At 66.6% G+C, this 20,651-nt stretch carries 20 protein-coding genes; 13 read left to right on the top strand and 7 right to left on the bottom strand.

What is annotated here, in order from left to right; genetic code table 11:
* Window positions 1-18: 18 nt before the first annotated feature.
* Window positions 19-504: a DUF456 domain-containing protein gene (locus ACZK4Z_RS14880; protein WP_049398758.1), complete on the bottom strand. Its 486-nt coding sequence runs from the start codon at window positions 502-504 to the stop codon at window positions 19-21.
* A gap of 236 nt (window positions 505-740) precedes the next feature.
* Here ACZK4Z_RS14880 and ACZK4Z_RS14875 point away from each other — a divergent pair, with 236 nt between their 5' ends.
* Complete coding sequence (locus ACZK4Z_RS14875) at window positions 741-950, top strand: cold-shock protein (protein ID WP_005410290.1); 210 nt, start codon at window positions 741-743, stop codon at window positions 948-950.
* A gap of 71 nt (window positions 951-1,021) precedes the next feature.
* Here ACZK4Z_RS14875 and ACZK4Z_RS14870 read toward each other — a convergent pair whose 3' ends face one another.
* Window positions 1,022-1,516 (bottom strand): glycine zipper 2TM domain-containing protein, encoded by a 495-nt coding sequence (locus ACZK4Z_RS14870; RefSeq protein ID WP_110712854.1) that lies wholly within the window; start codon window positions 1,514-1,516, stop codon window positions 1,022-1,024.
* 136 nt (window positions 1,517-1,652) lie between these two features.
* A complete protein-coding gene (locus tag ACZK4Z_RS14865; protein WP_180855044.1) occupies window positions 1,653-2,087 on the bottom strand; it encodes a cytochrome c in 435 nt (144 codons plus the stop codon).
* A gap of 80 nt (window positions 2,088-2,167) precedes the next feature.
* Here ACZK4Z_RS14865 and ACZK4Z_RS14860 point away from each other — a divergent pair, with 80 nt between their 5' ends.
* Window positions 2,168-2,995: a tRNA threonylcarbamoyladenosine dehydratase gene (locus tag ACZK4Z_RS14860; protein WP_478450890.1), complete on the top strand. Its 828-nt coding sequence runs from the start codon at window positions 2,168-2,170 to the stop codon at window positions 2,993-2,995.
* A 77-nt stretch (window positions 2,996-3,072) separates the two neighbouring features.
* On the opposite strand, the gene ACZK4Z_RS14855 is transcribed toward ACZK4Z_RS14860, so the two are convergent.
* On the bottom strand, window positions 3,073-3,846 hold the full coding sequence (locus ACZK4Z_RS14855) for a TatD family hydrolase (protein ID WP_478450889.1): 774 nt from the start codon (window positions 3,844-3,846) through the stop codon (window positions 3,073-3,075).
* Complete coding sequence (locus ACZK4Z_RS14850) at window positions 3,843-4,058, bottom strand: DUF6116 family protein (protein ID WP_049398753.1); 216 nt, start codon at window positions 4,056-4,058, stop codon at window positions 3,843-3,845. Before ACZK4Z_RS14850 ends, ACZK4Z_RS14855 begins: the two co-directional genes overlap by 4 nt.
* A 163-nt stretch (window positions 4,059-4,221) precedes the next feature.
* Here ACZK4Z_RS14850 and ACZK4Z_RS14845 point away from each other — a divergent pair, with 163 nt between their 5' ends.
* From ACZK4Z_RS14845 to ACZK4Z_RS14795, 11 genes are all read left to right on the top strand, one after another.
* On the top strand, window positions 4,222-5,067 hold the full coding sequence (locus tag ACZK4Z_RS14845; protein WP_478450888.1) for a glycine zipper 2TM domain-containing protein: 846 nt from the start codon (window positions 4,222-4,224) through the stop codon (window positions 5,065-5,067).
* Window positions 5,068-5,193: 126 nt separating this feature from the next.
* On the top strand, window positions 5,194-5,736 hold the full coding sequence (locus ACZK4Z_RS14840; protein WP_032129637.1) for a GNAT family N-acetyltransferase: 543 nt from the start codon (window positions 5,194-5,196) through the stop codon (window positions 5,734-5,736).
* A 175-nt stretch (window positions 5,737-5,911) separates the two neighbouring features.
* Window positions 5,912-6,568: a glutathione S-transferase family protein gene (locus tag ACZK4Z_RS14835; protein WP_121505110.1), complete on the top strand. Its 657-nt coding sequence runs from the start codon at window positions 5,912-5,914 to the stop codon at window positions 6,566-6,568.
* A gap of 78 nt (window positions 6,569-6,646) precedes the next feature.
* On the top strand, window positions 6,647-8,926 hold the full coding sequence (locus ACZK4Z_RS14830) for a thiamine pyrophosphate-dependent enzyme (RefSeq protein WP_478450887.1): 2,280 nt from the start codon (window positions 6,647-6,649) through the stop codon (window positions 8,924-8,926).
* 3 nt (window positions 8,927-8,929) lie between these two features.
* Window positions 8,930-10,873, top strand: a complete 1,944-nt coding sequence (asnB, locus tag ACZK4Z_RS14825) for an asparagine synthase (glutamine-hydrolyzing) (protein WP_478450886.1) — start codon at window positions 8,930-8,932, stop codon at window positions 10,871-10,873.
* A gap of 66 nt (window positions 10,874-10,939) precedes the next feature.
* Window positions 10,940-11,500 (top strand): NADPH-dependent FMN reductase, encoded by a 561-nt coding sequence (locus ACZK4Z_RS14820; RefSeq protein ID WP_032129634.1) that lies wholly within the window; start codon window positions 10,940-10,942, stop codon window positions 11,498-11,500.
* Window positions 11,501-11,712: 212 nt separating this feature from the next.
* On the top strand, window positions 11,713-13,143 hold the full coding sequence (locus ACZK4Z_RS14815) for a replicative DNA helicase (RefSeq protein WP_010486827.1): 1,431 nt from the start codon (window positions 11,713-11,715) through the stop codon (window positions 13,141-13,143).
* A 173-nt stretch (window positions 13,144-13,316) separates the two neighbouring features.
* Window positions 13,317-15,560 (top strand): TonB-dependent receptor family protein, encoded by a 2,244-nt coding sequence (locus ACZK4Z_RS14810; RefSeq protein WP_478450885.1) that lies wholly within the window; start codon window positions 13,317-13,319, stop codon window positions 15,558-15,560.
* Window positions 15,560-17,149, top strand: a complete 1,590-nt coding sequence (locus ACZK4Z_RS14805; protein ID WP_478450884.1) for an alkaline phosphatase D family protein — start codon at window positions 15,560-15,562, stop codon at window positions 17,147-17,149. Before ACZK4Z_RS14810 ends, ACZK4Z_RS14805 begins: the two co-directional genes overlap by 1 nt.
* Window positions 17,150-17,316: 167 nt before the next feature.
* A complete protein-coding gene (locus tag ACZK4Z_RS14800) occupies window positions 17,317-17,529 on the top strand; it encodes a hypothetical protein (protein ID WP_478450883.1) in 213 nt (70 codons plus the stop codon).
* Window positions 17,526-17,774, top strand: a complete 249-nt coding sequence (locus ACZK4Z_RS14795) for a hypothetical protein (RefSeq protein ID WP_125892138.1) — start codon at window positions 17,526-17,528, stop codon at window positions 17,772-17,774. Before ACZK4Z_RS14800 ends, ACZK4Z_RS14795 begins: the two co-directional genes overlap by 4 nt.
* A 149-nt stretch (window positions 17,775-17,923) precedes the next feature.
* Here the strand turns inward: ACZK4Z_RS14795 and lpdA are convergent, their stop codons facing one another.
* Together lpdA and sucB are read right to left on the bottom strand one after the other, a co-directional pair.
* Window positions 17,924-19,360, bottom strand: a complete 1,437-nt coding sequence (gene lpdA / locus ACZK4Z_RS14790) for a dihydrolipoyl dehydrogenase (RefSeq protein ID WP_478450882.1) — start codon at window positions 19,358-19,360, stop codon at window positions 17,924-17,926.
* Window positions 19,361-19,423: 63 nt separating this feature from the next.
* The gene (gene sucB, locus ACZK4Z_RS14785; RefSeq protein ID WP_032129627.1) at window positions 19,424-20,623 is read right to left on the bottom strand and encodes a dihydrolipoyllysine-residue succinyltransferase; all 1,200 of its coding nucleotides are present in this window, start codon (window positions 20,621-20,623) and stop codon (window positions 19,424-19,426) included.
* Window positions 20,624-20,651: the final 28 nt, after the last annotated feature.

The raw sequence follows: 20,651 nt of genomic DNA, 5'->3' as shown, positions 1-20,651 counted from the left end.
GCGTGAAGACGGTGCGGGTTACAGGAACCAGGCGAAGGCGAACAGGCCCAGCATCGCGATCACCACCGCCAGCTTCAACGCCAGGCCGAGCAGGATGCCGAGCCAGGTGGCCAGACCCACCTTGGTCGAGCGGCCCAGTTCACGGGTGTGCCAGTACTCGCCGGCCAAGGCGCCGATCAGGGGCCCGGCAAAGAGGCCGATCGGCATGAAGAACAGCCCGACGATGCTGCCGACGAACGTGCCCCACAGCGCCTTGCGGCTGGCACCGACCCGCTGCGCACCCACCACTGTGGCCAACACGTCCACCAGCAGCGAGAGCAGGGTCAGTACGCCCAGCGCGACCAGGGTCGGCCAGCCGACGTGGGCGAAGCCGTCGGCCCACGCCGCAAGCAGCAGTCCGATGAATACCAGGGGGATGCCGGGGAGGGCCGGAAGGATGATTCCGGCGATGCCGACGAGGACAAAAATGACCGCTAGCAGATATAAGATGAATGAGAGTCCCATGCTGTCCCGTATGGTGGTCGTTTTGGGGTTGACAGTGAAAGATTTTGCCAGTTGCTTTTTCGTTTTGGGCGGGTTAAGTTGCAGTCGCTGAGCTTGGCAAGGTCACCGTGGATCGTGGCCTGATGAAGCAAGATCTTCCCGATCCGCTGCATCGATGCACCTCGCTTCCCCCTTGCTTGTCAGCCGCCCACCAGGCGTTTCCTACAACAAGAGAGAGTCACCAGGGAGTTAGTGAGATGTCTGATCGCGAGACCGGTACCGTCAAGTGGTTCAACGATGCAAAGGGCTTCGGCTTCATCAGCCGTGAAAACGGCGAAGACGTGTTCGTGCACTTCCGTGCCATCCAGACCCAGGGCTTCAAGAGCCTGAAGGAAGGCCAGAAGGTAACCTTCACCGTCGTGCAGGGCCAGAAGGGCCTGCAGGCCGACGCCGTTCAGCCGACCTGATCGCGCTGCATACCGTCAAATGAAAAGGCCCGCGCAAGCGGGCCTTTTCTTTGCCATCGGCCCGATGCAGGTCAGCGCAGGATGACCTTGCCGTTGACCACGCGCACGTAGGTGTTCTCGCGGATGCCGCCGAGGTCGCGCTGGTTGACCACGATCGTGCGGCCATCGTCCATGCGCACGCTGATGTCGTAGGTATCGCTGGTCACGTTCTTCTGGATCTGGTTGCCGGCCAGGGCGCCACCGACCGCGCCTGCGGCGGCGGCGATGTTCTTGTTGCCACGGCTGCCACCGGTGTGATCGGAGATTTCATGGCCGGCCACGGCGCCGACGATGCCGCCGAGGATCGCGCCGGTCGCGCTGGGCGCGGTGCGGCCCGAGGGCACGGTGTTGATGCGGGTGACGATGCCGCAGTCGGCGCAGCGGCCCTGGTTGTAGCCGCCGTTGTTGCCGTAGCCACCATTGTTGTAGCCGTTGTTGTAACCGCCGCCACCGTAGCCGCCGGGGGTGGCACAGCCAGCCAGAGCAAGGGTAGCGATGGCAGTGGCGGCGATGAGCTGGATCTTCATGGGGCATCTCCTGGCCGTGAAGGCGGGTGTCTGGGGTGGTACTGCGTCATGCAGCAGGGTGGACGAATCCTCTCCTTTCGAACGTGAACGACGCGCCAACCGTGCATGGCTTGCCCGGCTGCAGGATGAATGCGGCTCAGCGGAAGTCCTGGTGGCAGGCGCGGCAGTCGGCCTGCAGGGTTTCCACCACCTGGGCCAGTGCCTTGCAGTCGCTGGGCGGAGCTGCCAGTGCGGCGTTGAGGTTGCCGCGCAGCTGGCTGGCGTGCTGCTGGAACTGCGTGCTGTCCTTCAGCCCGGGAAAGGCCAGGTCCAGGTCATTGGACAGCAGGCGTATGGCCTGCAGCCGCGGCACGCTGTCAGCCAGGCTGCAGCGGTTCTGCTGCTGGGCCTGCAGCAGCAGTTGCGACTGCCGCTGCATTACCTGCATCAGGCTGTCCGGGAACGGGTCGCGACGCGCCTGCAGGGCGCGGCTGACCATCACGGTGGCGATCAGGCCGATCAGCAGGCCCAGGCACAGCACGAACAGGTAGCGATGGGCAGTGGACAGGCGGCGGGGCGGGCTGGCGTTCATGGCGGGCTCTCCGGGCGTGCAACGGTGGGTTCGATGCCGACGTACTGCGGGTGCCGGCGCCTGCACGTTAAAATAGCGGGATGAACGAACAGGTCAAACAACGCTTCGCCGGCATCGAACGGCTGTATGGCGTGGGCGCACTCGAGCGCCTGCAGGGCAGCCGCGTGGCGGTGGTCGGCATGGGCGGCGTCGGCTCGTGGGTGGTGGAAGCGTTGGCGCGTTCAGCGGTCGGCCACCTGACCCTGATCGATGCCGATGACATCTGCGTGTCCAACACCAACCGGCAGCTGCCGGCGATGGAGGGCAACTACGGCCGCAACAAGGCCGAGGCCATGGCCGAGCGTTGCCGTGCGATCAATCCGGATATCGAGGTCGATGCCGTGCAGGCGTTCCTGACCGTGTCCAACATGGCCGAACTGCTGGACCGTGGCTTCGACCTGGTGATCGATGCCTGCGACAGCTTCCGGGTCAAGGTCGAGACGATCGCCTGGTCCCGTCGCCGCAAGCTGCCGTTGCTGACCGTGGGCGCTGCCGGTGGCCGTACCGATCCCACCCTGGTGCGTATCCGCGATGTCTCGCGCACCGAGCATGACGCCATGCTGGCGCTGATCCGCAAGAAGCTGCGCAGCGAGTTCAACTTCCCGAAGAATGCCAAGCGCTACTTCGGCGTGCCGGCGGTGTACTCGCTGGAGAACGTGAAGTACCCGCAGGCCGATGGCAGTGTCTGCGGCATCCGACCAAACCTGGGCGCCGATGCGGCGCTGAAGCTGGACTGCGGCGCCGGCCTGGGCGCAGCGACCCACATCACCGGCGCGTTCGCCTTCGCAGCGGTCGGCAAGGCGTTGGAGATGCTGCTGGAGCCGAAGAAGGTGAAGGCTGAAGTGGTCGAGGATCACGCCGACGCGTGACGGTAGTGCTGGCCGCTGGCCGGCAACTCCGGAATGATTGAATCAGCGCAGATGCCGGCCAGCGGCCGGCACTACCCTCAGTTCACGGGCAGCGCGAACAACCGCCGCGCGTTCTCCGTCGTGGCCTGGGCCACCGCGTCCAGCTCCATCCCGCGTAGCGCCGCCACGTGGCGGGCGATGATCGCCAGCCGGGCCGGTTCGTTGCGCTGGCCGCGGATGCCGGCGTCAGGCTGGTCCGGGGCGTCGGTCTCCAGCAGCAGCTGTTCCAGCGGCATCTCGCGCGCCAGCCGCTGCAGGCGTTGCGCGCGCTCGTAGGTCAACGGGCCGCCGAGCCCGAGCAGGAAGCCCTGCCTGTGAAGTTGCGCTGCCTGTTCCGGACTGCCGGAAAAGCTGTGCACCACGCCGCGCAGGCCGCCGACGCGACGGATCGCGGCGATCACCGCATCCACCGCGCGCCGTGCATGCACGATCACCGGCAGCTCGAACTCACGGGCCAGTTCCAGTTGACCGATGAAATATGCCTGTTGCGCCTCGGCATCCAGGCCTTCAACGAAAAAGTCCAGACCACATTCGCCGATCGCGCAGGGGCGTTCGCGTTCGATCCACTCGCGCAGCAGCGGCAGGTGCCCAGGCTGGTGCTCGGCCAGGAACATCGGATGCAGGCCGTAGGCTGGGTACAGCCCCGGCGCCTGCTGGCAGACCTCGCGCAGCTTCGGCCAGCTGGCTGCGGTCACCGCCGGTACCACCTGCTGGTGCACGCCAGCGGCCTGCGCACGCTCGACCACCGCGGCGCGGTCGCGGTCGAACTCGCTGGCGTCCAGATGGCAGTGGCTGTCGACCAGCAGGCTCAATGCTGCTCCAGCGGCGGAGGCGTGGTGGTGTTGCGGCGCTTCCAATTGGCCAGCAGCAGGGTGCCGAAGCCGAGCACCAGCTCATCGACGAACGGAATCGGGTCCGGGATGAACAGGGTCAGCGCGAACAGGCCCGCGGTGAGCTTGAACAGGGTGGGGTAGCGCAGCCGGCGCGCCCATTGCAGTACCGGCAGCAGCATCGGGTTGGCCATGGCGGGGGTCCTCCTGGGGAATATGCAAACGCTACCACGGGCCCAGCATTTCCCGATGCTGAATGGGTTACGGGAATGAGCAGGAAATGTGGAGATTCCGTTCAGGCAGCGCATGCTGCAATCTGGTTCGAGAACGTTGCGGATGGTCCGCAAGGAGCAGGTCATGAAAAGCACAACTACAACTGTCCTGGTCGCAGCGGGCGCGCTGCTGGTCGGTGGCATCGCCACTGCCGCCTTCATGAAGAGTGGCGACAGATCGCCCGATTCCATCAGCGCCGGAACCCCCAATGGTGAATCGCGCCTGGTCGATGGCAACGCCAGCGACGATGGCGCGCGTGGTGACACTCTCGACCCGACCGCACCGCGTGGGCTGGAATATGCCGATGTGCTGAAGGTCGACCCGATCACCGAGAAGCAGAAGGCCTACGCCACCGTGATCGGCACCGACGCGGTGCGTGAGACCTCCACCACCCAGACCCCGCATGAAGTCTGCCAGGACGTGACGGTGCAGGAGCGCCTGCCGGAACGTGACGGCAACGTCGGCGGTACCGTGGTCGGTGCTGTGGTGGGTGGCCTGCTGGGCAACCAGGTCGGCGGCGGCAATGGCAAGAAGGCCGCCACTGCGGCCGGCGCGGTGGCCGGTGGCTTCATCGGCAACCAGATCGACAAGCGCCATGTGGGTGGCCGCGTGGTCAACCGCACCGAGCGCCAGTGCCACACCGAGACCGCGACCTCCGAGTCGAGCCGCGTCACCGGCTACAACGTGACCTACCGCAACGAGGATGGCACCACCGGTACCATGCGCATGGCCAGCAAGCCGGGCAACCGCATTGCCATGGGTACCAACGACGTGGTGAAGGGCTACAACGTGACCTACCGCTACGACGGCGCCGAGAAGACGGTGCGCATGGACAAGAAGCCGGCCAGCGATCGCCTGCCGGTGGTCGATGGCCAGCTGGTCACGCAGACCGCTGCTGCCGGTGCCACGGCGGCCAGCACGCGCCAGTAATCCAGACGCAGCATGCAGTACCTGACGGGCCGGCTTATGCCGGCCCGTTTCGTTGCAGCCGGCGAAATTCATCCGCGCGGGGCGTGAATCCACCATCATGGACGCTTCCTTCGACATGGAGCCGGCATGAGCATCTTCGACCTGCGCATCGAAACCGAGCGCCTGATCCTGCGCCCGCTGCTGCGCGAGGACTACGAACCGTATCTGGCGTTCTGCGCCGATGAGGAAACGATGCGCACCCTCGGTGGCGTGCAGCCGCCTTCGGTGGCCTGGCGTGGCTTCTGCAGCCTGGCTGGCGCTTGGCAGCTGTTTGGCTTCTCGATGTTCAGCGTGATCGAGAAATCCAGCGGTGACTGGATCGGGCGGATGGGACCCTGGCAACCGCAGGACTGGCCCGGTACCGAGGTCGGCTGGGGCATCCGTCATGCCAGCTGGGGCCGGGGCTATGCGCCGGAAGCGGCGGTCGCAGCAATCGATTGGGCGTTCGACACGCTGGGTTGGGACGAAGTGATCCACACCATTGCCGAGAACAACGACAACTCGCGGGCGGTCGCGCGCAAGCTCGGCAGCACGCTGCTACGGATGGGGGAACTGCCGCCGCCGTACAACGACAAGCCGATGCAGATCTGGGGCCAGTCGCGCGAGCAGTGGCGACAGCGCGCGCGCTGAGCCTTGCCCGGTAGTGCCGGCCGCTGGCCGGCAACCGCGTTGCGGCAGATTCGCGCGATTGCCGGCCAGCGGTCGGCACTACCGTGTTGCCATGCTGCACCCGCGCTTGGCATTCATCGGCGCGCTTGCCAGACTGCACGCAGCTGGCCGCCGGCCGGATCCGATGGAGCAGGCGATGGTGGAAGAGCGCGTCCCGTTGACGGTGCATGGCATGTCGGTCTCGGGCAATTGCCACAAGGTGCGCCTGCTGCTGGAGCAGCTCGGCAGCCGCTACCGCTGGGTGGAGGTGGACAGCGCCCATGGCCAGACCCACACCCCAGAATTCCTGGCGTTGAATCCGAATGCCAAGGTGCCGCTGATCGTCCGCGACGATGGCCGCGTGCTGACCGAATCCAACGCGATCCTGTTCTGGCTGGCCGAGGGCACGCCGTACCTGCCCACCGATGGCTGGGAGCGCGCGCAGGCGTTGAGCTGGATGTTCTTCGAGCAGTACACGCACGAGCCGTGCGTGGCGGTGGCGCGCTTCATCCGTGGCTGGACCCCCGCTGATTCACCGCGCCGCGCCGAACTGCCGCGCCTGCACGAGCGCGCCGCCACCGCGCTGGCGGTGATGGAGCAGCACCTGCGCCAGGCGCAATGGTTCACCGGCAACGGATATGGCGTCGCCGATATCGCGCTGTTCGCCTATACCGACGTGGCGGCAGAGGGCGGTATCAGCCTGGAGCCATTCCCGGAAGTGCGTGGCTGGCTGCAGCGCGTGCGTGAACAACCGCGCTTCCTGCCGATGCCGGCGGTGACCGCCGAGGTGCGCGCTCGCTTCGAGGCTGCGTGACTCTCACCAGGGTGACCCCCACAGGGTAGCGCCTGGCCAGCGCCGGGCGGAATGCAACAACGACACGGAGGGTGTTCGATGTTCGCTGTGGTTCCAGATCCGATTCCCGCACGCATGCGCGTGCTCAACCGCGCCGAAGTGTGCGACGTCAACTTCCTCGATGCGGTACGTGGCTGGCGCGGCACCCCGCGTCCACGCCCGGTACCGGATGCGGCGATCCTGCCGGGCAGCACGCTCACTGCCGCAGCGTTTGGCGAACTGTTCGATTCGCAGCTGGCCAGCCGCCAGCTGGACCTGATGGCACGCGTGCTGCGCGTTCAGAACAAGGTCTTCTATACCATCGGTTCCTCCGGCCACGAGGGCAACGCGCTGCTGGCGCGGGCCTGCCGGCATACCGATCCAGCCTTCCTGCACTATCGCTCCGGTGCCTTCATGGCCGAGCGTTCGCGCCAGGTGCCGGGCATCGATCCGCTACGCGATGCCGCGCTGTCTTTCGCCGCCAGCGCCGATGACCCGGCCAGCGGGGGCCGCCACAAGGTGTGGGGCAGCAAACCGTTGTGGGTGCTGCCGCAGACCTCGACCATCGCGTCGCACCTGCCGAAAGCGCTGGGCACCGCGCTGGCCATCGAGAGCGGCAAGCGCCTGGGGCAGCCGTTGCCGATCCCGGCCGACAGCATCGTGCTGTGCTCGTTCGGCGACGCCTCGGCCAACCATGCCACCGCGCAGACCGCGTTCAACACCGCGATGTGGTCGGCCTACCAGAAGCTGCCGGCGCCGATCCTGTTCGTCTGCGAGGACAACGGGCTGGGCATTTCAGTGAAGACGCCGGAAGGCTGGATTGCCGAGCGCTTCAGCCGCCAGCCGGGGCTCGACTATTTCTTCGCTGATGGTCTCGATCTGGCCACCGGGCACGCCCAGGTGCAGGCGGCGGTGGAGCACTGCCGGCGCACGCGGCGGCCCACCTTCCTGCATCTGCGTACTACCCGCCTGATGGGCCACGCCGGCACCGATTTCGAGGTGGAATGGCGCGCGCTGCCGGAGCTGTGCGCGGCCGAGGCGCAGGATCCGCTGCTGCGCTCGGCGCAGATCGCGATGGAGTCGGGCTGGATGGATGCGGCCACCATCGAGGTCGCCTACGAAACGATGCGCGCGCGCTGCATGGCCGCGGCGGCGGATGCCGAAGGCCGCCCGACGCTGCAGTCACTGCAGGAGGTGATGGCGCCGCTGGCGCCGTACACGCCGGCGGCGGTGCAGGCCGAAGCGCGGCGCGAGGTGCCCGCCGATGCGCGCGAAGCGCTGTATGGCGGTGCGGAGGCCCTGCCCGAGCGGCAGCCACCACGGCACCTCGCCATCCAGATCAACCACGGCCTGCAGGAGCTGCTGGCGAAGTATCCGCAGAGCCTGCTGTTCGGTGAGGATGTGGCGCAGAAGGGCGGTGTCTACACCGTCACCAAGGATCTGCTGCGCCGCTTCGGCCCGCGCCGGGTGTTCAACACCCTGCTGGACGAGACCATGATCCTGGGCATGGCGCAGGGCCTGGCCAACATGGGCATGTTGCCGATTCCGGAGATCCAGTACCTGGCCTACCTGCACAACGCCATCGACCAGGTGCGCGGTGAAGCGTGTTCGCTGCAGTTTTTCTCCAATGACCAGTACCGCAACCCGATGCTGGTGCGGGTGGCCGGGCTGGGCTACCAGAAGGGCTTCGGTGGCCACTTCCACAACGACAATTCGATCACCGCGCTGCGCGACATTCCCGGCCTGGTGGTCGGTTGCCCGTCGCGCGGCGACGATGCGGTGATGATGCTGCGCACGTTGGCCGCGCTGGCGCGGGTGGACGGGCGGGTGGCGGTGTTCCTGGAGCCGATCGCGCTGTACATGAGCAAGGACCTGCATGCGCCGGGCGATGGCCAGTGGCTGTTCGACTACCCCGCCCAGGGCCAGGCGCTGGTGCCGGGCGAAGGGCGGGTCTATGCGCCGGAGGCAGGCGACCTGGTGGTCTACACCTATGGCAACGGCGTGCCGATGGCGCTGCGCGCGGTGCGGGCAATCGAACAGCAGCTGGGCTGGCAGGTGCGGGTGGTCGACCTGCGCTGGCTGGTGCCGCTGGATGCCGGCTTCATCGCCAGCCAGGCAGCCAGTGCGCGGCGGGTGCTGGTGCTGGACGAGGGCCGCCACAGTGGCGGGGTGGGCGAGGGCGTGGTCACCGCCCTGGTCGAGGCCGGTTTCGGCCACCTGCCATTGCGCCGGGTCTGCGGTGCCGATACCTATACGCCGCTGGCGGGGGCAGCAATGTTCGGGCTTCCAAGCGACAATGCGGTGATTGGCGCCGCCCTTGAACTGGCGCAGGAACCTTGATGCATGTGTGGATTGGCGGGAATGTTGTTGCCGGCGCCGGTGGCGTCGGCCGAGGTGCTGCAGGCGCAGGTCCTGGCCATGGGCGAGGCGCTGCACCACCGCGGGCCGGATGATGGCGGCAGCTGGGTCGATGCCGGGGCCGGCATCGCGCTGGCGCACCGTCGGCTGAGCATTCTCGACCTGTCGCCGCTGGGCCACCAGCCGATGGCCTCGTCTGATGGTCGCTACGTGATGGCTTACAACGGCGAGGTCTACAACTTCGCCGCCCTGCGTGCCGAACTGGAGCCGCTGGGGCATGTTTTCCGTGGCCACTCCGACACCGAGGTGCTGCTGGCAGCGATCCTGCAGTGGGGCATGGAAGACACCCTGCAGCGCTGCAACGGCATGTTCGCCATTGCGCTGTGGGACCGCCAGGAGCAGTGCCTGTGGCTGGCCCGCGACCGCGTTGGCAAGAAGCCGCTGTACTACGGCTGGGCCGGCGACACGCTGGTGTTCGGTTCGGAACTGAAGGCGCTGTGGCAGCACCCGGCCTTCGACAACGACATCGACCGTGACGCCCTGACCCTGCTGCTGCGGCTGGATTACATTCCGGCGCCGCACAGCATCCACCAGCGCTGCTACAAATTGATGCCCGGGCGCGTGCTGCGCCTGGATGCGGAAGCCGTGGCGGCGGGTGCGGCCGCGCACCGGCCGGAGCAGGCGCAGCGCCCGTACTGGGATGCGCGTGCGCGCATGCAGGCGGCGCTGGCTGCGCCGTTCCAGGGCCGCATCGAGGAAGCCGAGGAGCAGCTGGACGGGCTGCTGCGTGACGCGGTCGCGCTGCGCATGGTGGCCGACGTGCCGGTGGGCGTGTTCCTGTCCGGCGGCACCGATTCGTCGCTGGTGGCCGCGCTGATGCAGGCACAAAGTGGCCAGCCGGTGCACAGCTTCAGTATCGGGTTCACCGGTTCGGGCCACGACGAGGCGCCGCTGGCCAAGGAACTGGCCGCGCATCTGGGCTGCGACCACACTGAACTCTACGTCAGCGGTGCCGATGCGTTGGCGGTGGTGCCGCAGTTGCCGGCGATGTTCGACGAACCCTTCGCCGATGCCTCGCAGGTGCCGACCGCGCTGGTCGCCCGCCTGGCGCGGCAGGGCGTGACCGTGGCGCTGTCCGGCGATGGTGGCGACGAGCTGTTCTTCGGCTATACCCGCTATGTACGCGCGCTGCGCAACTGGCAGATGCTGGGCCGTGTGCCGGGGCCGCTGCGGCGCTGGATGGGCGCGCGCTCACAGCAGCAGGGCGAGGCCTCGCGTACCGGCGGCCTGGCCGCGCTGCTGGCAGAATCCGGCGCGCGTGGCATCGGTGACGTGTACCGCAACCGCATCTCGCGCTGGCGCAACCCGGCGGCGGCAGTGCCGGGGGCGCAGGCCGCGGGCAGCTTCTACGACCTGGCCGACCCGTTGCACGGTGCCGGCACACCGGCCGATGCGATGATGCTGGCCGATTACGTGACCTACCTGCCGGATGACCTGCTGTGCAAGGTCGACCGCACCTCGATGGCGGTCAGCCTGGAAGCCCGCGCACCGCTGTTGGATTCTCGCGTGGCCGAGTTCGCCTGGTCGCTGCCGCTGGGCTTCAAGCGCAGTGAAACCACCAGCAAGGTGCTGCTCAAGCGCGTGCTGGGCCGCTATGTACCGCAGTCGATGGTGCACCGGCCCAAGCGTGGTTTCGGCGCGCCGGTCAGTGACTGGCTGAAGGGCGACCTGCGGCCGTGGGCCGAAGATCTGCTGCAGCCCGCGCGGCTGGAGCAGGAGGGCGTGCTGTCGGCGGCCGCGGTACAGCCGCTGTGGCAGCAGTTCCTCGGCGGCCAGCGCAAGTGGCATACCCATCTGTGGAACGTGCTGATGTTCCAGGCCTGGCAGGCGCATTGGCGGCAGGTGCGCGCGGGCGTGACCGGCGGCTGATCTTCACCGGCCTGCAAGGGCCCGGCGACTAGGCTGGGCCTCCCGCACCGTGAGGAGTATGTCCCGATGTCCGTCCCCACCATCGCCGTGTTCGTCGGCAGCCTGCGCAAGGATTCCTGCAACCGCAAACTGGCCCATGCGCTGGAGAAGATTGCCGGCGACCGTGCGCGCTTCCAGTACGTGCAGATCGGTGATCTGCCGCTGTACGACCAGGACTTCGATGGCCACTATCCGGCGCAGGGTACCCGGCTGAAGGACCAGGTCCGTGCCGCCGATGCGGTGCTGTTCGTGACCCCGGAATACAACCGGTCGGTGCCGGGCGTGCTGAAGAACGCCATCGATATCGGCTCGCGCCCCTACGGTGACAGCGCGTTTGCCGGCAAACCGGCGGCGGTGATCGGCGCCTCCATCGGCCAGATCGGCACCGCCGTGGCCCAGCAGCACCTGCGCAACAGCCTGGCCTTCCTGGACATGCACGTGCTCGGCCAGCCCGAGGCGTTCATTCATTTCAAGGACGGCCTGATCGATGCCGATGGCACGGTCCACAATGAAGGCACGCAGAAATTCCTGCAGGGCTACGTGGACCGGTTCCTGGCGCTGATCGCGGTTCACGTCAAGGGCGATTGACGCCAGCGGTTGCCAGCCCCATCTGCGATAATGTCCGCTCGGGTGCCGCAATGGCGCCCGTCGCAGGCAGTGCGACGCCCCCACGCCAGTCTGGCCAGGCACCGGCGGATATCCCCCGTTTCTCCACGGCTTATCCACAGGCTTGTCCATGGCCGCCGGGGTCGGCGCATGCCTACACTCGTCCGGCCCACTTTCGCAGGAAACACCGCAGCATGTCCGCTCGCCCCGGCTTCCGTTCCAACCGCAGAGAGCGCGGTGATGGCTTCGATCGCGATCGCGACGAGTCGCGCATCGACCAGTTGCGGGTACCGCCCCATTCGGTGGAAGCCGAGCAGGCGGTGCTGGGTGGCCTGATGCTGGCCCCTGAGGCCTATGACCGGGTCAATGACCAGCTGACCGAAGGCGATTTCTACCGCCGCGACCACCAGATGATCTATCGCGCGATCCGTGAGCTGTCCGAGCGCGAGCGGCCGTTCGATGCGGTGACCCTGGGCGAGTGGTTCGAATCGCAGGGCAAGATGGAACTGGTGGGCGATGGTGCCTACCTGATCGAACTGGCCAGTACCACGCCGTCGGCGGCCAACATCGTGGCCTACGCTGAGATCGTGCGTGACAAGGCGGTGCTGCGGCAGCTGATCCAGGTGGGTACCGACATCGTCAACGACGGTTTCCAGCCCGAGGGACGAGAGAGCAGCGAGCTGCTGGCCTCGGCGGAAAAGAGCGTGTTCGCCATCGCCGAACAGGGCGCACGCGGCCGTACCGATTTCGTGGCGATGCCCGGTGCATTGAAGGATGCCTTCGAAGAGCTGCGCAGCCGTTTCGAGAACGGCGGCAACATCACCGGCCTGCCGACCGGCTACAACGATTTCGATGCGATGACCTCCGGCCTGCAGCCGACCGACCTGATCATCCTTGCCGCGCGCCCGGCCATGGGCAAGACCACCTTCGCACTGAACATCGCCGAGTACGCGGCGATCAAGTCGAAGAAGGGCGTGGCGGTGTTCTCGATGGAAATGTCGGCCTCGCAGCTGGCGATGCGCCTGATTTCCTCCAACGGCCGCATCAACGCGCAGCGCCTGCGTACCGGCCAGCTGGAAGACGAGGACTGGAGCCGCGTCACCAGCGCGATCAAGATGCTGAAGGAAACCAAGATCTTCATCGACGACACGCCTGGCGTGTCGCCGGAAGTGCTGCGTTCCAAGTGCCGCCGCCTCAAGCGCGAGCATGATCTGGGCCTGGTGGTGATCGACTACCTGCAGCTGATGAGCGTGCCGGGCAACAGCGAAAACCGCGCGACCGAAATCTCGGAGATCTCGCGTTCGCTGAAGGGCCTGGCCAAGGAACTGCACGTGCCGGTGATCGCGTTGTCGCAGCTCAACCGCTCGCTGGAAACGCGTACCGACAAGCGCCCGGTGATGGCCGATCTTCGCGAATCGGGCGCAATCGAGCAGGATGCGGACATGATCGTCTTCATCTACCGCGACGATTACTACAACAAGGAAAATTCGCCGGACAAGGGCCTGGCCGAGATCATCATCGGCAAGCACCGTGGTGGCCCGACCGGGTCGTGCAAGCTGAAGTTCTTCGGCGAGTACACCCGCTTCGACAACCTGGCCCACGACTCGGTCGGTTCATTCGAATAGCCGTAGTGCCGGCCGCTGGTCGGCAACCACCCCACGGCCGGCAAACCATTCGAAACGCCAAACGTCCGTATGTGGCGTGTAAATGACATGTAACGCGACGCTTCTACGATTCCGCCGCTGCTGCCCTTCGACGCCGCCCTTCGGCGTCCAGCGTGCCCAAGGAATCCGCCCCCATGCCGTCCCACGCTCCGCTTCGCCGCAATCTGCTGGCCCTGTTGGTCTGTGCTTCGCTGCCGTCGCTGGCTGCCGCTGAAACCGCCCCCGCCACCGACGCACAGTCGGCCACCACCCTCGATTCGGTCTCGGTGATCGGCCGCGGTGAAGCGCGCCAGGTGCAGCGCGTGACCGCCGAGGACATGAAGGTGCTGCCGCCGGGTGCCAATCCGCTGAAGCTGCTTGCAACCAAGCCGGGCGTGCATTTCGAATCGGCCGATGCCACCGGCGCCTACGAATGGTCCACCACCATCAGCCTGCGTGGCTTCAACCAGAACCGCCTGGGCTACACCCTCGATGGCATCCCGCTGGGCAACATGGCCTATGGCAACAGCAACGGCCTGCACATCAGCCGCGCGGTGATCAGCGAGAACCTGGGCGGTGCGGAGGTCTCCACCGGCATCGGCGCACTGGGTACGCCGTCCACCAGCAACCTCGGCGGCGTGTTCCAGTTCTACTCGATCGATCCGTCCACCGAGTATGGAGTCGTGCTGGCACAGAGCTTTGGTAGTGACAGCGCACGCCGCAGCTATGCACGCCTCGATACCGGCGAGCACCAGGGCTTTGCCGCCTACCTGTCCGGCGTGTATTCGGAAGGTGACAAGTGGAAGGGCAAGGGCTCGCAGGAGCTGAAGCAGTTCAACGGCAAGGCCACCTACAACTTCGGAACGGACAGCAGGATCACCGCGCTGTTCAACGCCTCGCGCCGCGTCGAGGCCGATTACCAGGATCTGTCGCTGGAAATGATCGATCGCCTCGGCTGGGACTGGGACAACTACGCGCCGGACTGGGATCGCGCCGTCGCCGCCGCACGCGGCAAATTCAGCGGCGGCGTCAACAGCCCGTGGGATGCGTACTACTCCGGCCACGGCCTGCGCAATGATGACCTGTCCAGCATTGCCGGCGATTTCGGCCTGAACGAGTCGATGCGCTTGAAGGTCAACGTCTACAACCACAGCAACCGTGGCCAGGGCCACTGGTTCAGCCCGTCCAATCCGTCGAACCCGGGCACCAGCCGCGAGATTCCGATCTCGATCCGCACCACCGAGTACGCGATCGACCGTACCGGCGTGACCTCGGCGTTCACCTGGAACGTCGGTGGCCACGAACTGGAAGCCGGCCTCTGGTACGAGGACAACGGCCACAGCGTGCAGCGCAACTTCTACTACATCGACGGCCCGATCACCGACGACTTCTTCCTGCGCAACCCGGACCAGCGCGTGTGGCACCAGCGCTACACCACCATCACCCGCCAGTTCTACGTGCAGGACCGCTTCCGCCTGTTCGATGATCGCCTGACCATCGACATCGGTGCGAAGTCGCCGCACACCCGTACCAGCGTGCGCACCCCGCTGGGCAGCTACGCCAACAACAGCAGCCTGACCTCGAAGAAGGGGCTGCTGCCGCAGGCCGGCTTCAACTTCAAGCTCAACGAAGGCAATGAGATCTTCGGCTCGTTCGCCAAGAACATCGCCGCCTATGCACTGGGTGTCGGCAGTCCGTTCAACGTGCCGCAGGCGGCATTCGACAGCAGCGCGAAGAACCTGAAGCCGGAACAGTCGCGCACCATCGAGCTCGGTTGGCGTGGCTACGGCCGCGGCTATGAAGCCTCGGTGGCGGTGTACGACGTCAAGTTCGACAACCGTCTGCTGGCCATCGCGCAGTGCGTGGGCATCCTCGGTTGCCCGGCACTGTTCTCCAACGTCGGTTCGGTGACCAGCCGCGGCGCCGAGGCGACCCTGCAGCTGAAGCCGATGCAGGACCTGACCTGGTCCAATGCGCTGTCCTGGAATGACAGCACCTACGACAACGACTACGTGAACAACGGCGTGGTGCCGACCCGCGGCAAAACGACCGTCGACACCCCGGAATGGATGTTCGCCAGCACCCTGGCGTGGACCCCGGGCCCGTGGGACCTGCGCCTGGCCGCCAACCATGTCGGCAAGCGCTACGTGACCTATACCAACGATGTGTCGGTGCCGAGCTACTGGCTGGTCAACGCCTCGGCGGCCTATGACTTCGGCAAGCTCGGCCCGGCGCAGAACCTGACCGTAGCGCTGAACCTGACCAACCTGACCGACAAGCGCTACCTGTCCTCGATCAACACCAATGGCACCTACGCCGCTGACCCGACCCGCAGCCTGGCGACCATGCAGGTCGGCGCGCCGCGCCAGGTGATGGCCACCGCTACCGTGCGCTTCTGATGCGCGGGCCTGTCGATCCGGAAAGCCGTCGTCGCCTGCTGCGCATGGCGTGGCAGGGCACGGGGGCGGCGATCGCGCTGGCGGCGATGCCGGGGCTGGCCGCGGCCGGCCCTGGGCCGCGGCTGGGGCGCGATCCGTTCACCCTGGGCGTCGGCGCCGGTGATCCGGATCCACAGGGGGCCGTATTGTGGACGCGGCTGGCACCGGACCCGCTCAATGGCGGCGGCATGCCGTCGCGGGCGGTGCCGGTGCGCTGGTTCGTGGCCGAGGACCCGGGCATGCGCCGGCTGGTGCAGCGGGGGACTGCGGCCGCGGTGCCCGAGCTGGCGCATTCGGTGCACGTGGAGGTCAACGGCCTGCGCCCAGGCCGCGACTACTACTACCGTTTCGCCTGCGACGGCGATGAGGAAAGCGCGGTCGGCCACTTCCGCACCGCGCCGCCGCTGGACACGCAACTGCAGCAGCTTCGGTTGGCCCTGTGCACCTGCCAGGCCTGGAACAGCGGCTACTACCCGGTCCTGCGCGATATCGCGCAGAGCGATGTCGACCTGGTGCTGCATGCCGGGGACTACCTGTACGAATACAGCCCGCTGCAGAACGCGCGTGGTCGTGCGCTGGATGCGCAACGCTTCAGTGGCGAGACCGTCAGCCTGGAGCGCTACCGTGACCAGTACGCGCTGTACAAGCTCGATCCGGATCTGCAGGCCGCGCATGCCGCACACGCGTTCGCGGTGATCTGGGACGACCATGAAGTACAGAATGATTACTCCGGCATCCACCCGGAAAAACCCGGCGTATCAACGGAGGACTTCATCATCCGCCGCGCCGCCGCCTACCGCGCGTTCTACGAGCATCTGCCGATGCGCAGCACACCTGCGGGCAACGGCGGCCTGCGCGTGCATCGGCGCCTGCGTTACGGCGATCTGGCACAGCTGACCCTGCTCGATTGCCGCCAGTTCCGCCCGGCCAATCCCTGTGGCGTGGGCGAGTCGCCACGCTGTGATGCTGCACTGGATCCGCGCATGAGCATGCTCGGCACGGGCCAGGAGGCGTGGTTCGCGCAGTCGATGGCGGCCGCGCAGGGCACGCGTTGGAACGTGGTGGTGCAGCAGTTGCTGATGGCGCAGCTGCGGCTGGACGGTGGCACGCCACGCGAGCGCTTCTGGAATGACGCCTGGGATGGCTATCCCGCCGCACGTAACCGGCTGCTGCAGGCGATGCAGGCAGGCGGGCAGGGCAATGCCATCGTGCTGGGCGGCGACTGGCATTCCACCTTCGTCAACGACCTGAAGCTGGATTTCGACGCGGCCAGTGCGCCGGTCGTAGCCACCGAATTCATCGCTCCGGCGATCAGCAGTGGCGGCGACGACACGCCATACGGGCCGTACTACGGGCCGTCGATTCCGCAGAACCCGCATATCCGCTATTTCGACGGTGACCGCCGTGGCTGGTGGAAGCTGCAGCTGAACCGGCAGACCGTGGATGCGGAACTGCGCTTCGCTGACAGTGTGCTGCGTGCGGATGCGACGGTTCGCACCGCGGCGCGCTTCCAGGTGACCCACGGCCGCCCGGGCGCAGTCCCGGTGTGAATCCATTCGGTAGTGCCGGCCGCTGGCCGGCAACCTGATCAATCTCCGGTTTCCCCACCACCGGTTTCATCGCCCCCAGCCCGGTTTCGTCGCAAACCGTTTGCCGGCGGTGGGGCGGGGCGCCAAGGTGTCCGCAGGCGGCAGGGTGCCGCCCCAAGGAGACCGTGATGAAGACCCTGTTCGCGCTCGGTGCGTGGTGCCTGCTGTTCGTGCTGTGCTGGCCGCTGGCGATCCTCGCCCTGATCGCCTGGCCGTTCGTGTGGCTGCTGAGCCTGCCGTTCCGCCTGGTCGGCATCACGTTCTCGGCCCTGTTCGCGTTCCTGCGCGCGCTGTTCATGCTGCCGGCGCGCCTGCTCGGTGGCCGAGCGGTGGCTGCATGAGGACGGTGCTGCTGGTGGCGCTGGCATTGCTCGCGGGGCCGGCACTGGCCACACCTCCAGCGCCACCGTCGGTGTGGCTGGAACGCCAGCAGACTGCTGCGGCTGACGAGGCGAATGCTGCCGCGGTCTCTGTGCAGAAAGCCAAGGAGCGCTGCAGGGTCGCGAAGGAATGGAAGGTCGGTGAAACCGTGGTCCAGCACCGCATCTGTGACGATCCGCCGAAGAAGCCGGCTGGAAAGGTGTAGTGCCGAGCCGATACTCGGCTGCTTTTCCCGGGATAGCCGAGCGTGGGCTCGGTTCTACATCATCAACGCCAACAAAAAACCCCGCCGAGGCGGGGTTTTTTGTCTGCAGGCGCGTGCCGACCAACGGTGGGCCCCTACCCGGATGCAGATCAGTTCGCCTTGTGGATGGCGCGCTTGCTGACCGCCATCGCGGCGTCGTGGATCACTTCCGACAGCGACGGGTGAGCGTGGCAGATGCGGGCCAGGTCATCGGCCGAGCCGCTGAACTCCATGGTCAGCACGCCTTCGTGCACCAGCTCGGAGACGTTGGCGCCGACCAGGTGCATGCCGAGGATGCGATCGGTTTCAGCATGGGCCAGGATCTTCACGAAGCCGGCCGGCTCGATCATCGCCACGGCACGGCCGTTGGCGGCGAACGGGAAGCTGCCGGCCTTGTACGGAATGCCTTCGGCCTTCAGCTGAGCTTCGGTCTTGCCGACCCAGGCCAGTTCCGGCTCGGTGTAGATGACCCACGGGATGGTGTCGAAGTTGACGTGGCCCGGCAGGCCGGCGATCAGCTCAGCCACCGCGATGCCTTCCTCGAAGCCCTTGTGCGCCAGCATCGGGCCACGCACGCAGTCGCCGACCGCCCACACGCCGTTGACGCCGGTGTGGCAGTGCGCGTCGACTTCGATCTGGCCGCGCTCGTTGATCTTGACGCCGGTGCCTTCGGCCAGCAGGCCCTTGGTGGCGGCGCGACGGCCAACGGCCACCAGCAGCTTGTCCACGGTCAGGGTCTTTTCGCCTTCGCTGTCGGTGTAGGTGACAACGACTTCCTTCTTCTTGCCCTTGCCGGTGATCTCGGTCTTGGAGACCTTGGCGCCGAGGCGGATGTCCAGGCCCTGCTTCTTGAATTCCTTGGCAGCGGTCTTGGCCACTTCGGCGTCGGCCACGGCCAGGAACTCCGGCAGTGCTTCCAGGATGGTGACTTCAGCGCCCAGGCGCTTCCACACGCTGCCCAGTTCCAGGCCGATCACGCCGGCGCCGATCACCGCCAGGCGGTTCGGCACTTCGGTGAAGTCCAGGCCGCCGACGTTGTCGACGATGGTCTCGCCGTCGAACTTGGCGAACGGCAGTTCGATCGAATCCGAACCGGCGGCGATGATGACGTTGGTGCCCTTCAGCTCGACGATGGAACCGTCATGCTGGGTGACCTTGACCACGTTGCCCGGCTGCAGTTCGCCGAAGCCGTAGTAGGCGGCGACCTTGTTGGCCTTGAACAGCATGCCGATGCCGCCGGTGAACTGCTTGACGATCTTGTCCTTGCGGCCAACCATCGCCTCGACGTCCATCTTGGCATCCTTGAAGCTGATGCCGTGGTCGCCAAAGATGTGGCCCATGTTCCAGAACTGGCGCGAGGAATCCAGCAGCGCCTTGGACGGGATGCAGCCCACGCGCAGGCAGGTGCCGCCCAGCGCCGGCTTGCCGTCCTTGCCCAGCGCTGCGTCGATGCAGGCGGTCTTCAGGCCCAGCTGCGCGGCGCGGATGGCAGCGTGGTAACCGGCCGGGCCGGCACCGATGACGACGACGTCGAATTGTTCAGCCATTGAATTATTCCTTGATGCATTACCAGAACCCCTCCGCGCAGGCGCGGAGGGGCGGGAGGTGTCTTACAGGCCGAACAGCATGCGGCCCGGGTTTTCCAGCTGGTTCTTGATGTCCACCAGGAACTGCACCGAGTCCTTGCCGTCGATGATGCGGTGGTCGTACGACAGCGCCAGGTACATCATCGGCGCGATCACGACCTGGCCGTTCTGGGCGATCGGACGCTCCTTGATGGCATGCATGCCCAGGATGGCGCTCTGCGGCGGGTTGATGATCGGGGTCGACAGCAGCGAACCGAAGGTGCCGCCGTTGGTCACGGTGAAGGTGCCGCCCTGCAGTTCTTCCAGGCTCAGCTTGCCATCACGGGCCTTCTTGGCGTAGTCGGCGATGGTCTTCTCGATGTCGGCGAACGACATGCGCTCGACGTTGCGCAGCACCGGCGTGACCAGGCCCTTCTCGGTCGACACGGCGATCGAGATGTCCGAGTAGCCGTGGTAGATGATGTCGTCGCCGTCGATCGAGGCGTTGACCAGCGGGAAGCGCTGCAGGGCATTGGCCGCGGCCTTCACGAAGAAGCTCATGAAGCCCAGCTTGATGCCGTGGGCCTTGACGAACTCGTCCTGCAGTTCCTTGCGCGCCGCCGAGACCTTGGACAGGTCGACTTCGTTGAAGGTGGTCAGCATGGCGGTCGAGTTCTTCGACTCCATCAGGCGCTCGGCGATGCGCTTGCGGATGCGGGTCATCGGCACGCGCTCTTCCGGACGTGCGCCACCGGCCTTGCCGGCGCCGCCGTTGCGGGCGAAGTTGACGATGTCTTCCTTGGTCACCGCGCCGCGACGGCCGGTGCCGTCGACGTCGGCCGGGTTCACGCCTTCGGTGATGGCGGTGAAGCGGGCGCCCGGCGGCAGGGTGTCGGCGGCCGACTTGGCAGCCGGGGCCGGAGCAGCAGCGGCGGCCGGTGCGGCAGCGGCCGGAGCGGCCTCGGCCTTCTTCTCTTCAGCGGCCGGAGCCGGGGCAGCAGCGACGGCGCCTTCCTCGATGATCGCCACGACCTGGCTGGAGGTCACGGTCGAGCCTTCGGCGAACTTGATTTCCTTGAGCACGCCGTCGACCGGCGACGGCACTTCCAGGACGACCTTGTCGGTTTCCAGGTCAAGCAGGTTTTCGTCGCGCTTGACGGCGTCGCCCACCTTCTTGTGCCAGGTGGCGATGGTGCCGTCGGCGACGGATTCGGGCAGTACCGGGGCTTTGACTTCGGTGGCCATTGCGGGAGCTTCCTGGTTTGTCTTCTAA

The sequence above is a fragment of the Stenotrophomonas sp. 71799_Sma genome (assembly GCF_056482505.1).
The sequence above is the reverse complement of the archived record's forward strand: the minus strand, read 5'-3'. Positions and strand labels throughout refer to the sequence as shown.